Raw genomic sequence first — 14662 nt, forward strand, 5'->3', positions numbered from 1 at the left:
CCGGCGGCGAGGGCAGGGGGTTCTGGAGAGGCAATGTCTCCGGAGCGCCAATGTCCCGTTTCAATCTAGCCGCATCGTCTTTCCTTATTCTCGGCGTGGTGGGCCTCAGCGCCTGCAATTCGAACAAGCCTGAGCCAACCCCGAGCGAGACCGTGGCAAGCGCACCCGCGTTCACGGTGCCGATGGCGTCAAATGATCCTGCGCCGGGGCAGCCGCCTCAGCAGGAAGACGCGGCGCGCCCGGTGATGCAGGCGCAAGTGGTGTTGGAACGCCTCGGGTTCTCTGCCGGCATCATCGACGGCAAGACCGGCCTATCAACCGCGAATGCCGTGAGCGGCTTCCAGAAGGCCAACGGCCTGCCCGTTACCGGCAGGTTTGACGATGTGACGATGAAGGCGCTGTCGCGCTGGTCGAACATTGCCGCAACACGCGTCGTCACGATTCCCGAAGAGTTTGCAGCAGGCCACTACGAACCGCTGCCGAAAGACCCGGCGCAGCAGGCCAAGCTTCCGGCAATGGGCTACACCTCGCTGGAGGAGAAGCTTGCCGAGCGCTTTCATACTACGCCCGAGGTTCTGCGCGGATTGAACCCCTCTCTGGCACAAGTTGCCGCAGCGCGAGAAGCCGCCATGAAGGAACGGCAGACCCGCAATCCGCCAACGGCCGACACGCCCCGGTCGAAGCGTATCGCGCCGGAATGCAGCTTCGCGTGCCCAACATTGGCGGCGACCGGATCGATCCAGACAAGGTCGACAACAAGGGCTGGATCTCGACACTGGCGAACCTGGGTGTAAGCGACGCCCAGCCCGAAGCGGCCCGCATCGTCGTCAGCAAGTCCAAGGGAATCCTTGAAGCTTACGACAAGTCCGAGAAGCTGGTGGCCGTCTTCACCGTCACCACCGGATCATCCCACGATCCGCTGCCGCTCGGCGACTGGAAGATCAACGGAAAATCCTACAATCCCGAGTTCTCCTATGACGCCAGCCTGTTCTGGGACGTGCCCGACAGCAAGGGCGAACATCTCCTGCCGCCCGGCCCGAATGGCCCCGTCGGTGTGGTGTGGATCGACCTTTCCAAGGAACACTACGGCATCCATGGGACGCCCGAGCCACAGACCATTGGACGCGCCGAAAGCCATGGCTGCGTGCGCCTGACGAACTGGGACGCAGCGCGGCTTGCACAGATGGTAACGGGCGCGACGAAGGTTTCGTTTGTAAGCTGATGCCGCTTCCCATGCGTGCTTCGTCGTGCAAGACAGTCCACCGTTTACACCGGATGGAGCGCAAATGAGCGGCATGGCCCCAAGGGAACTGACACTTCGCGGCGTGGTGCTGGGCGCGATCCTGACGATCGTGTTCACGGCCGCCAACGTCTACCTTGGCTTGCGCATCGGCCTGACTTTCGCGACATCGATCCCGGCGGCTGTCATCTCCATGGCGGTTCTGCGCGCGTTTTCGGGCGCGACGATCCAGGAAAACAACATCGTCCAGACGATCGCGAGCTCGGCAGGCACGCTGTCTGCAATCGTGTTCGTGCTTCCCGGTCTCGTCATGGTCGGATGGTGGGCGGACTTCCCTTACTGGGAGTCGGTCGCGGTCATTGCCGTCGGCGGTATCCTTGGCGTGATGTATTCCGTGCCGCTGCGTCGCGCTCTGGTGACCGGCTCCGAACTTCCATATCCCGAAGGTGTCGCCGCTGCTGAAGTTCTCAAGGTTGGGGCAGGGGTTGGTGGTGCGGAAGAGAACCGGAAGGGCCTTGCTGCAGTAACCGCGGGCGGCCTTCTCGCTGCGCTCTACCCCTTGCTCGCCAAGATGAAGCTGGCGGTCGAGGAAGTGGGCGGCGCGTTCAAGGTCGGCACCGGCGGTTCGATGTTGACTGGCGGACTGTCGCTTGCACTCGTCGGCGTTGGCCACCTTGTCGGCCTCGCTGTGGGTATCGCCATGCTTGTCGGCATCGTCATCAGTTTCGGCATCCTGCTGCCGCAACTTACTGCAGGCGGCGTGCCAGCCGGCACCGAGCTTGCCGATTTCGTTGGCACCGTGTTCCGCCAGAAGATCCGCTTCATCGGCGCGGGCACGATCGGCGTCGCGGCGATCTGGACCCTGCTCCGGGTGATCGGCCCGATCGTGAGGGGCGTGACGGCGGCCATCGCTGCCAATCGCGCCCGCAGCGGAGCCGGGATGGACAGCCTCGACCTGACCGAGCGAGACATTCCCATCGGCATCGTCGGCGGCACCATACTTGCGGCGATGATCCCGATTGCCTTGCTGCTGGCAGACTTTGCTACCGGAGGCCCGGTTGCTGGCGCTCTTGGCCTGTCGCTGGTCGCGTCGGTGGTCTATGTCCTTGTCGCCGGCATCATCATCGCATCAGTCTGCGGCTACATGGCCGGCCTGATTGGTGCATCCAACAGTCCGATCTCCGGCGTCGGCATCCTCGCCGCGCTCGGCATCTCGCTCCTTCTGCTCGGGCTGTTCGGGCGCGGGCTGGGCGAGGACGACACCAAGGCGCTCGTCGCCTTCGCACTGTTCGTCACCGCCATCGTGTTCGGCGTCGCAACGATCTCGAATGACAACCTGCAGGACCTCAAGACCGGCCAGCTCGTCGGGGCAACACCGTGGCGTCAGCAGGTCGCTCTCGTCCTGGGTGTGCTGTTCGGCGCGCTGGTGATCCCGCCGATCCTCGACTTGCTCAACTCCACTTTCGGCTTCCAAGGAGCGCCCGGCGCAGGCGAGAACGCGCTTTCGGCCCCGCAGGCCTCGTTGATCTCCGCCATTGCCCAAGGCGTACTGGGCGGCAATCTCGATTGGAACCTCGTCGGTCTCGGCGCAGCGATCGGCGTGGGCGTTATCTTCGTCGACGAGATCCTGAAGCGTAACGGCAACCGCTCGCTCCCGCCGCTTGCCGTCGGCATGGGCATGTATTTGCCAACTTCGGTAACGATCATGGTCATCGTCGGCGCGGTCCTCGGCCACCTTTACAATGGCTGGGCCGCGCGTCAGTCAGCGCCCGAATTTGCCGAGCGCATGGGAGTCCTTACCGCCACCGGCCTGATCGTCGGCGATAGCCTGTTCAACATTGCCTACGCCGCAATCGTCGCGGCGACCGACAATCCGGATGCCTTGGCCGTGGTCGAGGATTTCCCGGCGGCGCTGCCGTTTGGTGTGATCGCGTTCGGCGGTATCATCGCCTACGCCTACTGGCGCATGCGCCGTGACAGCGCGGTAGGATTAGCCTGAGGCCGAAAGGTTGACCGGCCCGGCGTGGACGCAACGCAGGTTCAACGGCTTGTCGTCCGTCGCCAGTTCGCGCATGATTTCCTCGCCGTCCATCTGGAACCGGCGGCCGGCGAACACGCCGCTCGTAATCGTCACCTTGTCTGCCAGGCGCAGATAGGTCCCGCGTGAGCCATCTGGCGCGATGTAGCTCGAATCCGGGATCGTTTCGAACCCCAGTTCAGGCTTCACGACCGGCATCACCGCAGCATCGCCCGGCACTTCGCAAGTCCAGCCGCCCTTGGGCAGGACCATGAGCCTGCCACCCGGCACCGCTTGGGCAACGCCGGCAAGACCGAGAACTCCGACTGCGAAAACAACCATGCGCTTCATGGCCCTGCGCTAGCACGTGGCGGCCGCGTTGGGCAATCGCGCTTGAAGCTTTGGGCCTGAACCGCTAAGGGCCGCGCTTCCCTACTCACGGTAAGGCTCTTTCCATCATGAAGATCAGCGGCGTGGACATCCGTCCGGGCAATATCCTGGAATACGAAAAGGGCATCTGGAAGGTCGCAAAGACCCAGCATACCCAGCCCGGCAAGGGCGGCGCCTTCATGCAGGTCGAGATGAAGAACCTCATCGACGGCCGCAAGACCAACGTCCGCTTCCGCAGCGCCGACACTGTCGAGCGCGTCCGTCTCGACACCAAGGACTTCCAGTTCCTCTACGCCGAGGGCGAGGACCTGGTGTTCATGGACGTCGAAACCTACGACCAGATCAACCTGCCCAAGGACCTGCTCGGCGATGCCGCCGCGTTCCTGCAGGATGGCATGACCGTGCTCCTCGAAATGTATGACGAGCGCCCGATTTCGGTGCAGCTGCCGGAACAGGTCGAAGCCACCATCGTCGAAGCCGACGCCGTGGTGAAGGGCCAGACCGCTTCTTCGTCCTACAAGCCCGCCATCCTCGACAATGGCGTGCGCGTGATGGTGCCGCCGCATATCGAAAGCGGCACGCGCATCGTCGTCGATGTGTACGAGCGCAGCTACGTCGGCAAGGCGAACTGATCGATGGCAGCCATTTCCGGCCTGATGCGCGTGATGGAGCGCGCTGCGCGCAAGGCGGGTGGCCGCCTGCGCCGCGACTTCGGCGAGATCGAGCATCTTCAGGTCAGCAAGAAGGGCCCGGCAGACTTCGTCTCCAAGGCAGACCAGCACTCCGAACGCACGCTGTGGGATGAACTCCGTGCAGCGCGTCCGGGCTGGGGCTTCCTGATGGAAGAAGGCGGCGAGATCGCCGGTGAGCCGGGCAAGCCGCGCTTCATCATCGATCCGCTCGACGGCACCAGCAATTTCCTCCACGGCATTCCGCACTTCGCGATCTCGATCGCCGTGCAGGAACCGACGCTGGACGGGAAGGGCTGGGGCGAAGTCACCGCCGCGCTGGTCTATCAGCCGATCACCGACGAGAGCTTCTGGGCCGAAAAGTCGCAAGGCACATGGTTGCAGGACCGACGCCTGCGCGTTTCGGCACGCCGTCATCTCGACGAGGCGCTGATCGCCACCGGCATCCCGTTCTCCGGTCGGGGCGACATGGGCGAATGGATTCGCATCTACAGCGAACTCGGCCCCCGCATTGCCGGCATCCGCCGCTTCGGCGTCGCCTCGCTCGATCTTGCCTGGGTCGCCGCAGGCCGTTTTGACGGGTTCTGGGAATCCGGTCTCTATCCCTGGGATACGGCTGCTGGCTGCCTGCTCGTGCGCGAAGCTGGCGGTTTCGTGTCCGATTACAAGGGCCGCTCGCAGCCGATCTGCGACGAGACGATTCTCGCCGGTAACGATGCGCTGCACTCGAAGCTCCACAAGCTTCTTGCCGGCGCGCTCCGTAACGCTTGACCTTTCGGGACGGCGCTGGCTAAGGCCGGTGCCGTCCAGTGCCCCTGTGGCGGAATGGTAGACGCGAACGACTCAAAATCGTTTGTAGAAATACGTGCCCGTTCGAGTCGGGCCAGGGGCACCATTCCCTAATCGACAGCATCCGAGCCGGATCGTAGCGCCGATTGCGCAGCAAGGGCGCTGACCTGCTCGGGCGTCGGAATTACCTGCCCCTGTTCCAGGCGTTTTCTCCGATCTTCTTCGAGCTTGCGCAGATAGGCCGCCCGTTGTGCGGGCGTCATTCGGGCGAGCGCCGCCTGGTCAACTTCGATGATGATCGCGCTCGGCCCGGTCGTCATTCCTTCGGGAATGATACCGCTGTTGCCGCCTGATCCCCCGCTGCCATCCATGGGTGCGCCGAATTGACCGGTGTAGCCACCCTGTCCAGACGACGATCTTCGCTGGCTTGAGCGGTTATCGACCAGCTTGGCCTTGCCGTTCCGCGCCTTGGCGGCCTGGCGCTCGGCATGGTTGTCGGCCTGCGCCATCGCCTCTTGCGCATCGCCGTTCGCGAACACGGCGATGACGGTCGACAGGGCAACGGTGATGACCGCAAAGTGGCGGTACATCTTGGGCTGGATACCAAGAAAATGATCAGACGGCGCGGCCATGGCTAAGGGACATACCTGATCTGCCGTTAAGGATGCTGCCCTATAGCGTGGTTAGCAAAGTGCTACGGAAATGGCGGGGATGCGCTTGCGTTCCGCCTATGTTCTGGTAATCGCATGGCATGGCCAAACCCAAACGTCGCTTCGTCTGCCAGGCCTGTGGCAGCGTCACCACCCGCTGGCAGGGGCAATGTGTTGATTGCAGCGAATGGAATACGCTGACGGAAGAAGCGCCGGAAACGATCTTCTCGGCCAAGCATGACTTGTCGAGCGGGGGACGCCGCGTTGCGTTCGTTCCGCTTGATGCGCCCGTCGCGCTTCCCGTGCGGCGATCCACTGGCATTGCCGAGTTCGACCGGGCGCTGGGCGGCGGGCTCGTTCCCGGTTGTGCTGTGCTGATGGGTGGTGATCCCGGCATCGGCAAGTCGACCTTGCTCCTCCAGGCGGCGGCGAAGATCGCGATGGCAGGCGGCGAGGCTGTCTACATCAGCGGCGAAGAAGCGTCGGACCAGGTTCGCCTGCGGGCTGACCGCCTCGGCCTCGGCAAAGCGCCAATCCAGCTGGCTTCGGCGACGTCCGTGCGAGATATCCTGACCACGCTTGGCTCGATGAACCCGCCATCGCTGCTGGTGATCGATTCGATCCAGACGATGCATTCCGACCAGATCGAAGGTGCGCCCGGGACGGTCAGCCAGGTCCGCGGCTGCGCGTTCGAACTTATCCGTTATGCCAAGGAAACCGGCGTCTCGCTGATGCTGGTCGGCCACGTGACCAAGGATGGCTCGATCGCCGGCCCCCGCGTGCTCGAACATATGGTCGATGTGGTCATGAGCTTCGAAGGGGAGCGCAGCCACCAGTACCGCATCCTTCGCGCGATCAAGAACCGCTTCGGCGCCGTGGACGAGATCGGCGTCTTCGCCATGGCCGGGGCAGGGCTCGAAGAAGTTGGCAATCCCTCGATGCTGTTCCTTTCGGGGCGCGAGGATCAGGTTGCTGGCAGCGCCGTGTTCCCGGCCCTCGAAGGCACCAGGCCCGTTCTGGTCGAAATTCAGGCGCTGACAGTCAGGCTGGCGAGCGGGGCCACTCCGCGGCGTGCCGTGGTCGGGTGGGACAGCGGCCGACTTGCCATGTTGCTGGCGGTGCTCGAGGCTCGGTGCGGGCTCAGTTTCTCCACGGCGGAAGTCTATCTCAATGTCGCCGGCGGTTACCGCCTGACCGACCCGGCCGCCGATCTTGCCGTAGCCGCAGCCCTGATCTCGGCCTTGTCGGACCGTCCGCTGCCTGCCGCTTCGATCTGGTTCGGGGAAGTCTCGCTAGCTGGTGAAGTCCGACCGGTGGCTCACACGCCCGTCCGCCTGCGCGAAGCGGCCAAACTGGGTTTCAGCCTCGGCTGCGGACCCGAAGCTGGCGCCGAAAAGGTTGACGGCCTGCGCTACTCTCCGCTCAAACTGCTGCCAAATCTCATTGACCGCATAATGGGCGGCTCATAGGTTCCCGGCACAATGACCGGTCTTGATTATGTCGTTCTGATCTTCCTCGGCATCGGTGCCGTTGGCGGATTCATGCGTGGCTTCATCGAGGAAGTGCTCTCTCTGGCCGCGTGGTGCATTGCCTTGCTGGCAGTGCATTATTTCCACGCACCGCTGACGATTTGGCTGGCAGGGCATCTACCGACCGAGACCGGGGCTGGGGTCCTCGCCTTCTTCCTTTTGCTGCTGTTCCCTTATCTTCTGACCCGCATGATTGCGCGTCGGATGGGCTCGGCCAGTCGGGATTCGGCGATCGGACCGATTGATCGCGTGCTCGGATTCGGGTTCGGAGCCGTCAAGGGCTTCATCATCGTCGTATTGGGCTATTCGATCATCGTCTTCGGCTATGATCTGGTCTGGGGCGAGGACGGGCGACCGCAGTGGATCGTGCAATCGCGCGCCTATCCCTTCCTCAATGCTGCCAGTGAAGAATTGCTGACACTGATCTCCGAGCGTCGTGAACAGGCCGCCGATCAGGCACGTGAGGTTGCCAAGCGCAAGGCGCGCAAGCAATTGCTGGGCGAATAGGATGTCCGGGCGCGGGCTCTACACGCCCGAAGTCCTCGGGCAGGCCATGGCCTTGGCCCGATATCCGTGGGTGTCGGATGCACCGTATCACGGCGCTGCGCGGTCACGCAGTTGTGGTAGCTCGATCGAGCTTTCGCTCGGCACCGACGCTGCGGGCGCAATTCAAACAGTCGGCGTTCGCCCCCACGCCTGCGCCGTGGGTCAGGCTGCGGCCGCAGTGTTTGCCGAGCATGCCTTTGGCTGCTCGCGATCTGACATTGCGATGGCACGCGCTTCTCTTGCGACATGGTTGGCGGGAGAGGACAAGCTGCCCGCGTGGCCGGGCGTTGCTCTGCTGGAGCCGGCGCTCGCCTATCCCGCCCGGCATGCAGCGATCCTGCTGGCGTGGGATGCTGCGCTGGACGCTCTGCCAGAGCAAGTCTGCCCCTGATCGAATGCGGGGCTTGCCGCAGGTGATGCCGCTTGGCTACAGCACCGTTCGATAAGAGTGACGCGGGGGAAATCGAGTGCCAGATACCATGAAGCACGGGGGAGCCGTGGAGCCGAGCGCTTCCGACATCCGGCTCGTCATCGCCGCAAGTTCAGCGGGTACCGTGTTCGAATGGTATGATTTCTTCATCTACGGCACACTTGCCGCGATCATCGGCAAGACGTTCTTCCCGTCCGACAACGCAACGCTTCAGTTGCTGCTGGTATGGGCAGGGTTTGCTGTGGGCTTCGGCTTTCGTCCTCTGGGCGCTGTGCTGTTCGGTTTCCTGGGCGACAAGCTCGGCCGGAAGTACACATTCCTCGTTACCGTAACGCTCATGGGCATCGCGACGGCAGGTGTCGGCCTTATTCCCTCGGCTGACAGCATCGGTCTTGTCGCGCCCGCCATCGTCATTCTTCTGCGGATTTTGCAGGGCCTTGCGCTCGGCGGCGAATACGGCGGCGCTGCGGTCTACGTGGCGGAACATGCGCCCGGCGGTCGGCGGGGCTACTACACCAGCTATATCCAGGCGAGCGTGGTCGGCGGTTTCGTGCTGAGCCTCATCGTGGTCCTGACCAGCAAGAGCGTCATGAGCGAGGCAGTGTGGAATGCATGGGGCTGGCGCGTGCCATTCCTGGTCAGCCTTGCTCTTCTGGCGGTGTCGCTGTGGATGCGCCTGAAGCTGTCGGAAAGCCCGGTTTTCAAGGCGATGAAGGAACAGGGTGAGCTCGCAAGCAATCCCTTTGTCGAGAGCTTTACCTATCCGGGCAACAAGCGCCGGATCTTCATCGCGCTGTTCGGCATCGCTGCTGGGCTGACCGTGATCTGGTACACCGCGATGTTCTCGAGCCTCGCGTTCCTCAAGTCTGCCATGCGGCTTGACGATACCTGGGCCGAGATCATCGTCGGCATCGGCGGCGCGATCGGCATGATGTTCTACCTGATGGCAGGCGCACTTTCGGACCGGATCGGGCGCAAGAAGCCCATCGTGATCGGATATGCGCTCACGCTCCTGTTGCTGTTCCCCACGTTCTGGCTTCTGGGTTCCGCAGCCAATCCCGAGCTTGCTGCGGCCGCTCAAAGAAATCCTGTCGTCGTGTCCGGAGCAGAGTGCGATTACAGTCCGTTCAAGGGCGAACAGACGAGCAAGTGCGGCAAGCTCCTGTCCGATCTGTCGGCTTCCGGCATTTCCTACTCTCTGAAGCAGAAGGGCAACTTCGCCGTAACTGTCGGGGGCCAAGTGCTGACTCTGGCAAACTATCCATGGACAGAAAAGGCGTCCGTCCGGGCGCAGGCGCTCCAGACCGAACTGGCACTCTTCGGCTATGATTTTGCCAAGGTGAAGCCTTCGCCGCTGCGCCTTGCCCTGATCCTCGGCGCGCTGCTGCTGCTCATGGCCATGTCGGGCGCGACGTATGGCCCTGTCGCCGCGCTGCTTTCCGAGATGTTCCCGCCGCGGATACGTTATAGTTCGATGTCAATCCCCTATCATCTGGGCACCGGGTATTTCGGGGTTTCCTGCCGCTGATTTCAAGCTACATCGTCGCCCGGACCGGCGATCCCTACGCTGGTTTGTGGTACACTTGGGTAATCGTCCTCGTTGCGTTTCTGGTCTCGCTGTGGGGCTTGAAGCCAGGACTGCCCGCTGATTTCACGGACGACTGACATCACCTTTCCTGCCCCGCCAGCCCCGACGCTCCGCCTCGGCTTCGATGCCGAGGCGCTCGCCGCCAACTGGCGCGCGCTCGATGCCTTGTCCGGCCGGGCGCGCGCCGGGGCTGCGGTGAAAGCCGATGCTTATGGCGTGGGTGCGGCGCGGGTTGTTCCGGTGCTTGCTGCAGCGGGATGTGACACCTTCTTCGTGGCGCATTGGACAGAAGCGGCAGAGATTCTGCCTCTTGTGCCTGCCGCATCCATTGCAGTCCTGCATGGACCGTTGACCTGCGAGGAAAGCGAATTTGCCCGAGCAACAGGTGTCCGCCCTGTCATCAACAGCATGGAGCAGGCGCGGCGTTGGAGCAGTGGCGGAGGAGGTCCTTGCCACCTGATGGTCGATACCGGGATGAACCGTCTCGGCGTGCCGCCTGACTGCCTTGGCGATCCCGCAATCGGCGCGCTCCAGATCGACCTGTGCATGAGCCATCTGGCGAGTGCGGACGAAGACGTCCCGCAGAACGAATCGCAGCTGCGGCTGTTCGATGCGGTCCGCCGCAGCATTCCAGCCCGGCGTTACAGCCTCGCCAACAGCGCGGGCATTGCGCTTGGCGAGGCCTTTCATGCCGATCTGACGCGGCCCGGCCTCGCGCTTTATGGCGGCATTGCCCGGTCCGAACTGGTGCCGCACATCCGCCCGGTGGTTCGGCCCGAAGCGGCGCTGTTGCAGACTCGCACGCTGCAGGCGGGTGACCAGGTGGGATACAATGCACTGTTCACCGCCGATCGCGCGATGCGGATCGGGATCATTTCACTCGGTTATGCTGACGGATACCTGCGATGCTGGTCCGGCATCGGCACGTTTCTTTGGCAGGGACGAAAGGCGCAGGTATTGGGGCGGGTGTCGATGGACCTGACGATCGTCGATCTGGCGGAAATGCCCGATTGCCACGAGGGCGACTGGTTAACGGCGGACTACCGGCTTTCGGACGCAGCCGCACAAAGCGGGCTTTCGCAGTACGAATTGCTGACGCTGATGGGCAAGCGCTTCTCCCGCCAAAATGGATTCTGACGGGGGTTGTTAAGATTTGTTGCGCCGCACATGCTGCACATGCTAATACTATCGGCACGTCGCAGTGGGGGCCCAAACCATGGCCAGTGAATCCAAGTCCAGCGGCACGGTTATAATCAAGAAGTACGCAAACCGTCGCCTCTACAATACCAGTACCTCAAGCTACATCACGCTCGACCATCTTGCACAGATGGTTAAGGACAATGTCGACTTTCAGGTGATCGATGCCAAGACGGGTGCTGATCTGACGCACGCGATCCTGACGCAGATCATCATGGAGGAGGAATCCGCCGGCGAGCAGATGCTGCCGACCAATTTCCTGCGACAGCTGATCTCGATGTACGGCAATTCGATGCAGGCATTCCTGCCCGGCTATCTGGAAGCTTCGATGGAGCACTTCCGCGAGAACCAGGCCAAGATGCGCAAGGCGATCGAGGAAAGCATCGGCGCCAATCCGCTCGCCCAGATCGCGCAGCGCAACATGGAAATGTTCAAGGCTGCTGCCGCTGCCTTCGTTCCGGGCGCGACGGCCAAGGACGAGACTGCTCCTGCTGCCGAAGGCGATGACCTTGATGTCCTGCGCAAGCAGATGGCAGACATGCAGAAGAAGCTCGACGAGCTTTCCAAGTAAGCGGCTTTCCTTCCCGTAATGCCTATGACGGCATTGCGGGAAGCGCTTTTGCGCTTTAACGCGCCCTCATGAACAAGCCCGCAATCAAGCACGCGCTCAACGTCAAGCGCGCTGACGACTTCGCCCAATGGTATCAGGCCGTGATTTCGGAGGCCGAGCTTGCCGAGGAATCCGGCGTGCGCGGCTGCATGGTGATCAAGCCGTGGGGCTACGGCATCTGGGAGCGCATCCAGAAGCTGATGGACGCGGAGATCAAGGAAGCGGGCGTCGAGAACTGCTACTTCCCGCTGTTCATCCCGCTGTCCTACTTCGCCAAGGAAGCCGAGCACGTCGAAGGCTTTGCCAAGGAGATGGCGGTCGTCACCCACCACCGCCTGATCTCTGACGGCAAGGGTGGACTGACGCCCGATCCCGAGGCCAAGCTGGAAGAGCCGCTGGTCGTTCGCCCGACTTCGGAAACGGTGATCGGCGCGGCGATGGCGCGCTGGGTCCAGTCGTGGCGCGACCTGCCGCTGATGGTCAACCAGTGGGCGAACGTCGTGCGCTGGGAAATGCGCACCCGCATGTTCCTGCGCACCAGCGAGTTCCTCTGGCAGGAAGGCCACACCGCGCACGCCGACGAAGCCGATGCGATGAACGAGACCCTGCGCGCTCTCGAAATGTATCGCGCCTTTGCCGAAGGCCCGCTGGCGATGCCGGTGATCGCCGGGCCCAAGCCCGAGAACGAACGCTTCCCCGGCGCGGTCGAGACGTTCTCGATCGAAGCCATGATGCAGGACGGCAAGGCGCTTCAGGCCGGCACTTCGCATTATCTTGGCACCACATTCGCCCAGGCTGCGGGCATCCGTTATCAGGACAAGGAAGGCCAGCAAGCGCTGGCGCACACCACATCGTGGGGCGTTTCGACGCGCCTGATCGGTGGCGTGATCATGACCCACGGCGACGACGACGGCCTGCGCGTGCCGCCTCAGGTGGCGCCCCAACAGATCGTGATCCTGCCGATGCTGCGCGACAACGACGGCGACGAGGCGCTGCTGGCGTACTGCGAAGACATCCGCAAGGCCTTGGCCAAGCAGAGCGCCTTCGGCGAGCGCGTGCGCGTCCTGCTCGACAAGCGTCCGGGCAAGGCCACGCAGAAGCGCTGGGCCTGGGTGAAGCGCGGCGTGCCGCTGATCCTCGAGATCGGCGGCCGCGATGCCGAAGGCGGGCAGGTTTCGGCGCTGCGTCGTGACAGGCTGTGGCGCGAGGATGCCAAGCCCAACTTCATCGGGCAGGCCAAGGACGACTTCATTGCCTCGGCTGCAGCGGAACTCGAGGCTATACAGAATTCGCTCTACGAAGAAGCGCGCCAACGCCGCGATGCGCAGATCGTGCGTGACGTGACCGACCTTGACGGCCTGAAGACCTACTTCGCCGAGGGCAACAAGTACCCCGGTTGGGTGGAAATGGGCTGGAGCAAGCCTACCGGCGCGGCGCTTGACAAGGTGGTCGAGCAGCTCAAGGCACTCAAGCTGACGATCCGCAACACTCCGCTGGATGCCGCAAAGCCGGACGGGATGTGCCCGTTCACGGGCGAGCCGGCGATCGAGAAGATCCTGATCGCACGGGCTTACTGATCGAAGGGGTGGCAGGCAACTGCCACCCTTTTTGCGAGGGGCCTTGGCGTTGCCGGCCTTGGCGCTAGTCTCGGCAGGATGAGATACGCGCTTTACCTGGCTCCGTTGCTTTGTTCGACCGCCGCCCTGGCCGCGCCCGAGGACGCCATCTCCGAGGCACGGCTTCGCGCCGATGTCGAAAAGCTGGTCAGCTTCGGCACGCGCCACACGCTGTCTTCGCAGACCGACCCGAAGCGGGGGATCGGTGCGGCGCGTAAATGGGCCGAAGCGGAGTTTCGCAAGAGCTCGGCCGCCTGCGGCAACTGCCTGGAGATCGTACTGCCGGAAACGGTGGTAAGCGGCGATCGGGTGCCGGTGCCGACCCGCCTTGTCGATGTGGTAGCGATCCAGCGCGGCGCGGAACGCCCCAACGAGGTCGTGATCGTGCAGGGCCACATCGACAGTCGCGTATCGGACGTGCTCGATGCGACGAAGGATGCGCCGGGCGCGAACGATGACGGCTCGGGCACCGCCCTGGTGATCGAGGCCGCGCGGGTGCTGTCGCGGGAGAAGTTTCCGACCACCATCGTCTACGCTGTGCTTTCCGGTGAAGAGCAGGGATTGCTCGGCGGCAAGCTGCTTGCCGATTATGCGGCACAGCAGGGCTGGACGGTGAAGGCCGTGCTCAACAACGATATCGTCGGCGGCTCGACCGGATCAGACGGTTACAAGGACGACGCGCACGTTCGCGTCCTGTCCGAAGGCCCACGCGCCGATGCCACCGATGCCCTGCGCGCCCAGATGCGCCGCTATGGCGGTGAGAATGACAGCCCGTCGCGCAACATCTCCCGCTGGGTTGCCAAGCTTGCCGAGAGGGACGCCGCCGGGCTTGCCGTGCGCCAGATCTGGCGCGCTGATCGGCTCGGCCGTGGCGGTGATCAGTTGCCGTTCTCGGACAAGGGCTACCCGCGATCCGCTTCACCGTGGCGGTCGAGGATTACGAACACCAGCATCAGGACCTGCGCACCGAGGGCGGCGTGAAGTTCGGAGATACTATCGACGAAATGGACTTTCCCTACCTCGCCAAGGTGACGCGACTGAACGTGCGCGCGCTGGCGAAGCTGGCACGGACACCAATGCCGCCAGTTCCCGTCGTCAAGGGCGCAGTGCAGGCGAGCACGGACATCGCGTGGCAGCCTGTGGCGGGGGCAGCGCGCTATGTGCTGTGGCAGCGCCGCACCGATGCGCCGATGTGGGAGACGCGGTTGCTCGAAACCTCGGACGTCAAAGCAAGCCTGCCGGGCGTGCGCGCGGACGACTGGTTGTTCGGCGTCAGTGCAGTGGCAGCAGATGGCAGTGAAGGCCCGATCGCTTCGGCGGTGCCAGGCGGGCAGTTCGCCCCGCTTCCGAGGCCTTAACTTCTTGCCATAC

At 63.4% G+C, this 14662-nt stretch carries 15 protein-coding genes, 1 tRNA gene and 1 pseudogene; 15 read left to right on the forward strand and 2 right to left on the reverse strand.

Annotated elements, in window-relative coordinates; genetic code table 11:
* Positions 1–50 precede the first annotated feature (50 nt).
* From C7W88_RS23755 to C7W88_RS13200, 3 genes are all read left to right on the forward strand, one after another.
* On the forward strand, positions 51–794 hold the full coding sequence (locus C7W88_RS23755) for a peptidoglycan-binding domain-containing protein (RefSeq protein ID WP_240344652.1): 744 nt from the start codon (positions 51–53) through the stop codon (positions 792–794).
* Positions 710–1222 carry a L,D-transpeptidase gene (locus tag C7W88_RS23760; RefSeq protein ID WP_240344656.1) on the forward strand — a complete coding sequence of 171 codons (513 nt, stop codon included), beginning with the start codon at positions 710–712 and terminating at the stop codon, positions 1220–1222. Before C7W88_RS23755 ends, C7W88_RS23760 begins: the two co-directional genes overlap by 85 nt.
* A 64-nt stretch (positions 1223–1286) precedes the next feature.
* The gene (locus tag C7W88_RS13200) at positions 1287–3239 is read left to right on the forward strand and encodes an OPT family oligopeptide transporter (RefSeq protein WP_118073887.1); all 1953 of its coding nucleotides are present in this window, start codon (positions 1287–1289) and stop codon (positions 3237–3239) included.
* Here C7W88_RS13200 and C7W88_RS13205 read toward each other — a convergent pair.
* Positions 3231–3608 (reverse strand): hypothetical protein, encoded by a 378-nt coding sequence (locus tag C7W88_RS13205; RefSeq protein ID WP_118073888.1) that lies wholly within the window; start codon positions 3606–3608, stop codon positions 3231–3233. The genes C7W88_RS13200 and C7W88_RS13205 overlap by 9 nt on opposite strands.
* A 107-nt stretch (positions 3609–3715) precedes the next feature.
* Here C7W88_RS13205 and efp point away from each other — a divergent pair, with 107 nt between their 5' ends.
* The 3 genes from efp to C7W88_RS13220 all read left to right on the forward strand — a co-directional run bounded on the left by efp (position 3716) and on the right by C7W88_RS13220 (position 5231).
* Positions 3716–4279, forward strand: a complete 564-nt coding sequence (efp, locus tag C7W88_RS13210; protein WP_039332301.1) for an elongation factor P — start codon at positions 3716–3718, stop codon at positions 4277–4279.
* A gap of 3 nt (positions 4280–4282) precedes the next feature.
* Positions 4283–5107, forward strand: coding sequence for an inositol monophosphatase family protein (locus C7W88_RS13215; RefSeq protein WP_118073889.1), 825 nt, complete (start codon positions 4283–4285; stop codon positions 5105–5107).
* Positions 5108–5147: 40 nt separating this feature from the next.
* Positions 5148–5231, forward strand: a tRNA-Leu gene (locus tag C7W88_RS13220).
* Between the two features lie 4 nt (positions 5232–5235).
* On the opposite strand, the gene C7W88_RS13225 is transcribed toward C7W88_RS13220, so the two are convergent.
* On the reverse strand, positions 5236–5757 hold the full coding sequence (locus C7W88_RS13225) for a hypothetical protein (protein WP_162896052.1): 522 nt from the start codon (positions 5755–5757) through the stop codon (positions 5236–5238).
* Positions 5758–5876: 119 nt separating this feature from the next.
* On the opposite strand from C7W88_RS13225, the gene radA reads away from it, so the two are divergent.
* From radA to C7W88_RS24805, 9 genes and pseudogenes are all read left to right on the forward strand, one after another.
* Positions 5877–7244 (forward strand): DNA repair protein RadA, encoded by a 1368-nt coding sequence (gene radA / locus C7W88_RS13230; RefSeq protein ID WP_118073891.1) that lies wholly within the window; start codon positions 5877–5879, stop codon positions 7242–7244.
* A 12-nt stretch (positions 7245–7256) separates the two neighbouring features.
* Positions 7257–7811, forward strand: a complete 555-nt coding sequence (locus tag C7W88_RS13235) for a CvpA family protein (RefSeq protein WP_118073892.1) — start codon at positions 7257–7259, stop codon at positions 7809–7811.
* Between the two features lies 1 nt (position 7812).
* On the forward strand, positions 7813–8241 hold the full coding sequence (locus C7W88_RS13240) for an iron-sulfur cluster assembly scaffold protein (RefSeq protein ID WP_162896053.1): 429 nt from the start codon (positions 7813–7815) through the stop codon (positions 8239–8241).
* A gap of 88 nt (positions 8242–8329) precedes the next feature.
* A pseudogene (locus tag C7W88_RS13245) lies at positions 8330–9945 on the forward strand (MFS transporter).
* A gap of 1 nt (position 9946) precedes the next feature.
* Positions 9947–11005, forward strand: coding sequence for an alanine racemase (gene alr / locus C7W88_RS13250; protein WP_118073893.1), 1059 nt, complete (start codon positions 9947–9949; stop codon positions 11003–11005).
* A gap of 79 nt (positions 11006–11084) precedes the next feature.
* Positions 11085–11636: a polyhydroxyalkanoate synthesis repressor PhaR gene (phaR, locus tag C7W88_RS13255; protein ID WP_118073894.1), complete on the forward strand. Its 552-nt coding sequence runs from the start codon at positions 11085–11087 to the stop codon at positions 11634–11636.
* Between the two features lie 68 nt (positions 11637–11704).
* Complete coding sequence (gene proS / locus C7W88_RS13260; protein ID WP_118073895.1) at positions 11705–13252, forward strand: proline--tRNA ligase; 1548 nt, start codon at positions 11705–11707, stop codon at positions 13250–13252.
* Positions 13253–13330: 78 nt separating this feature from the next.
* Entirely contained in the window at positions 13331–14272 is a 942-nt protein-coding gene (locus tag C7W88_RS13265; protein ID WP_370073134.1) for a M28 family peptidase, read from the forward strand.
* Positions 14215–14649 (forward strand): hypothetical protein, encoded by a 435-nt coding sequence (locus tag C7W88_RS24805; RefSeq protein WP_370073135.1) that lies wholly within the window; start codon positions 14215–14217, stop codon positions 14647–14649. The genes C7W88_RS13265 and C7W88_RS24805 overlap by 58 nt, the downstream gene beginning before the upstream one ends.
* Positions 14650–14662 lie beyond the last annotated feature (13 nt).

Origin of the sequence: Novosphingobium sp. THN1, from assembly GCF_003454795.1 — a bacterium.
GTDB lineage: Bacteria > Pseudomonadota > Alphaproteobacteria > Sphingomonadales > Sphingomonadaceae > Novosphingobium.

Bases quoted from the DNA above. Each gene is read 5' to 3' on its own strand.
- C7W88_RS23755 (WP_240344652.1), top strand. From the start codon at position 51: ATGTCCCGTTTCAATCTAGCCGCATCGTCTTTCCTTATTCTCGGCGTG.
- C7W88_RS13200 (WP_118073887.1), top strand. From the start codon at position 1,287: ATGAGCGGCATGGCCCCAAGGGAACTGACACTTCGCGGCGTGGTGCTG.
- C7W88_RS13205 (WP_118073888.1), bottom strand. From the start codon at position 3,608: ATGAAGCGCATGGTTGTTTTCGCAGTCGGAGTTCTCGGTCTTGCCGGC.
- efp (WP_039332301.1), top strand. From the start codon at position 3,716: ATGAAGATCAGCGGCGTGGACATCCGTCCGGGCAATATCCTGGAATAC.
- C7W88_RS13215 (WP_118073889.1), top strand. From the start codon at position 4,283: ATGGCAGCCATTTCCGGCCTGATGCGCGTGATGGAGCGCGCTGCGCGC.
- C7W88_RS13225 (WP_162896052.1), bottom strand. From the start codon at position 5,757: ATGGCCGCGCCGTCTGATCATTTTCTTGGTATCCAGCCCAAGATGTAC.
- radA (WP_118073891.1), top strand. From the start codon at position 5,877: ATGGCCAAACCCAAACGTCGCTTCGTCTGCCAGGCCTGTGGCAGCGTC.
- C7W88_RS13235 (WP_118073892.1), top strand. From the start codon at position 7,257: ATGACCGGTCTTGATTATGTCGTTCTGATCTTCCTCGGCATCGGTGCC.
- C7W88_RS13240 (WP_162896053.1), top strand. From the start codon at position 7,813: ATGTCCGGGCGCGGGCTCTACACGCCCGAAGTCCTCGGGCAGGCCATG.
- phaR (WP_118073894.1), top strand. From the start codon at position 11,085: ATGGCCAGTGAATCCAAGTCCAGCGGCACGGTTATAATCAAGAAGTAC.
- proS (WP_118073895.1), top strand. From the start codon at position 11,705: ATGAACAAGCCCGCAATCAAGCACGCGCTCAACGTCAAGCGCGCTGAC.
- C7W88_RS13265 (WP_370073134.1), top strand. From the start codon at position 13,331: ATGAGATACGCGCTTTACCTGGCTCCGTTGCTTTGTTCGACCGCCGCC.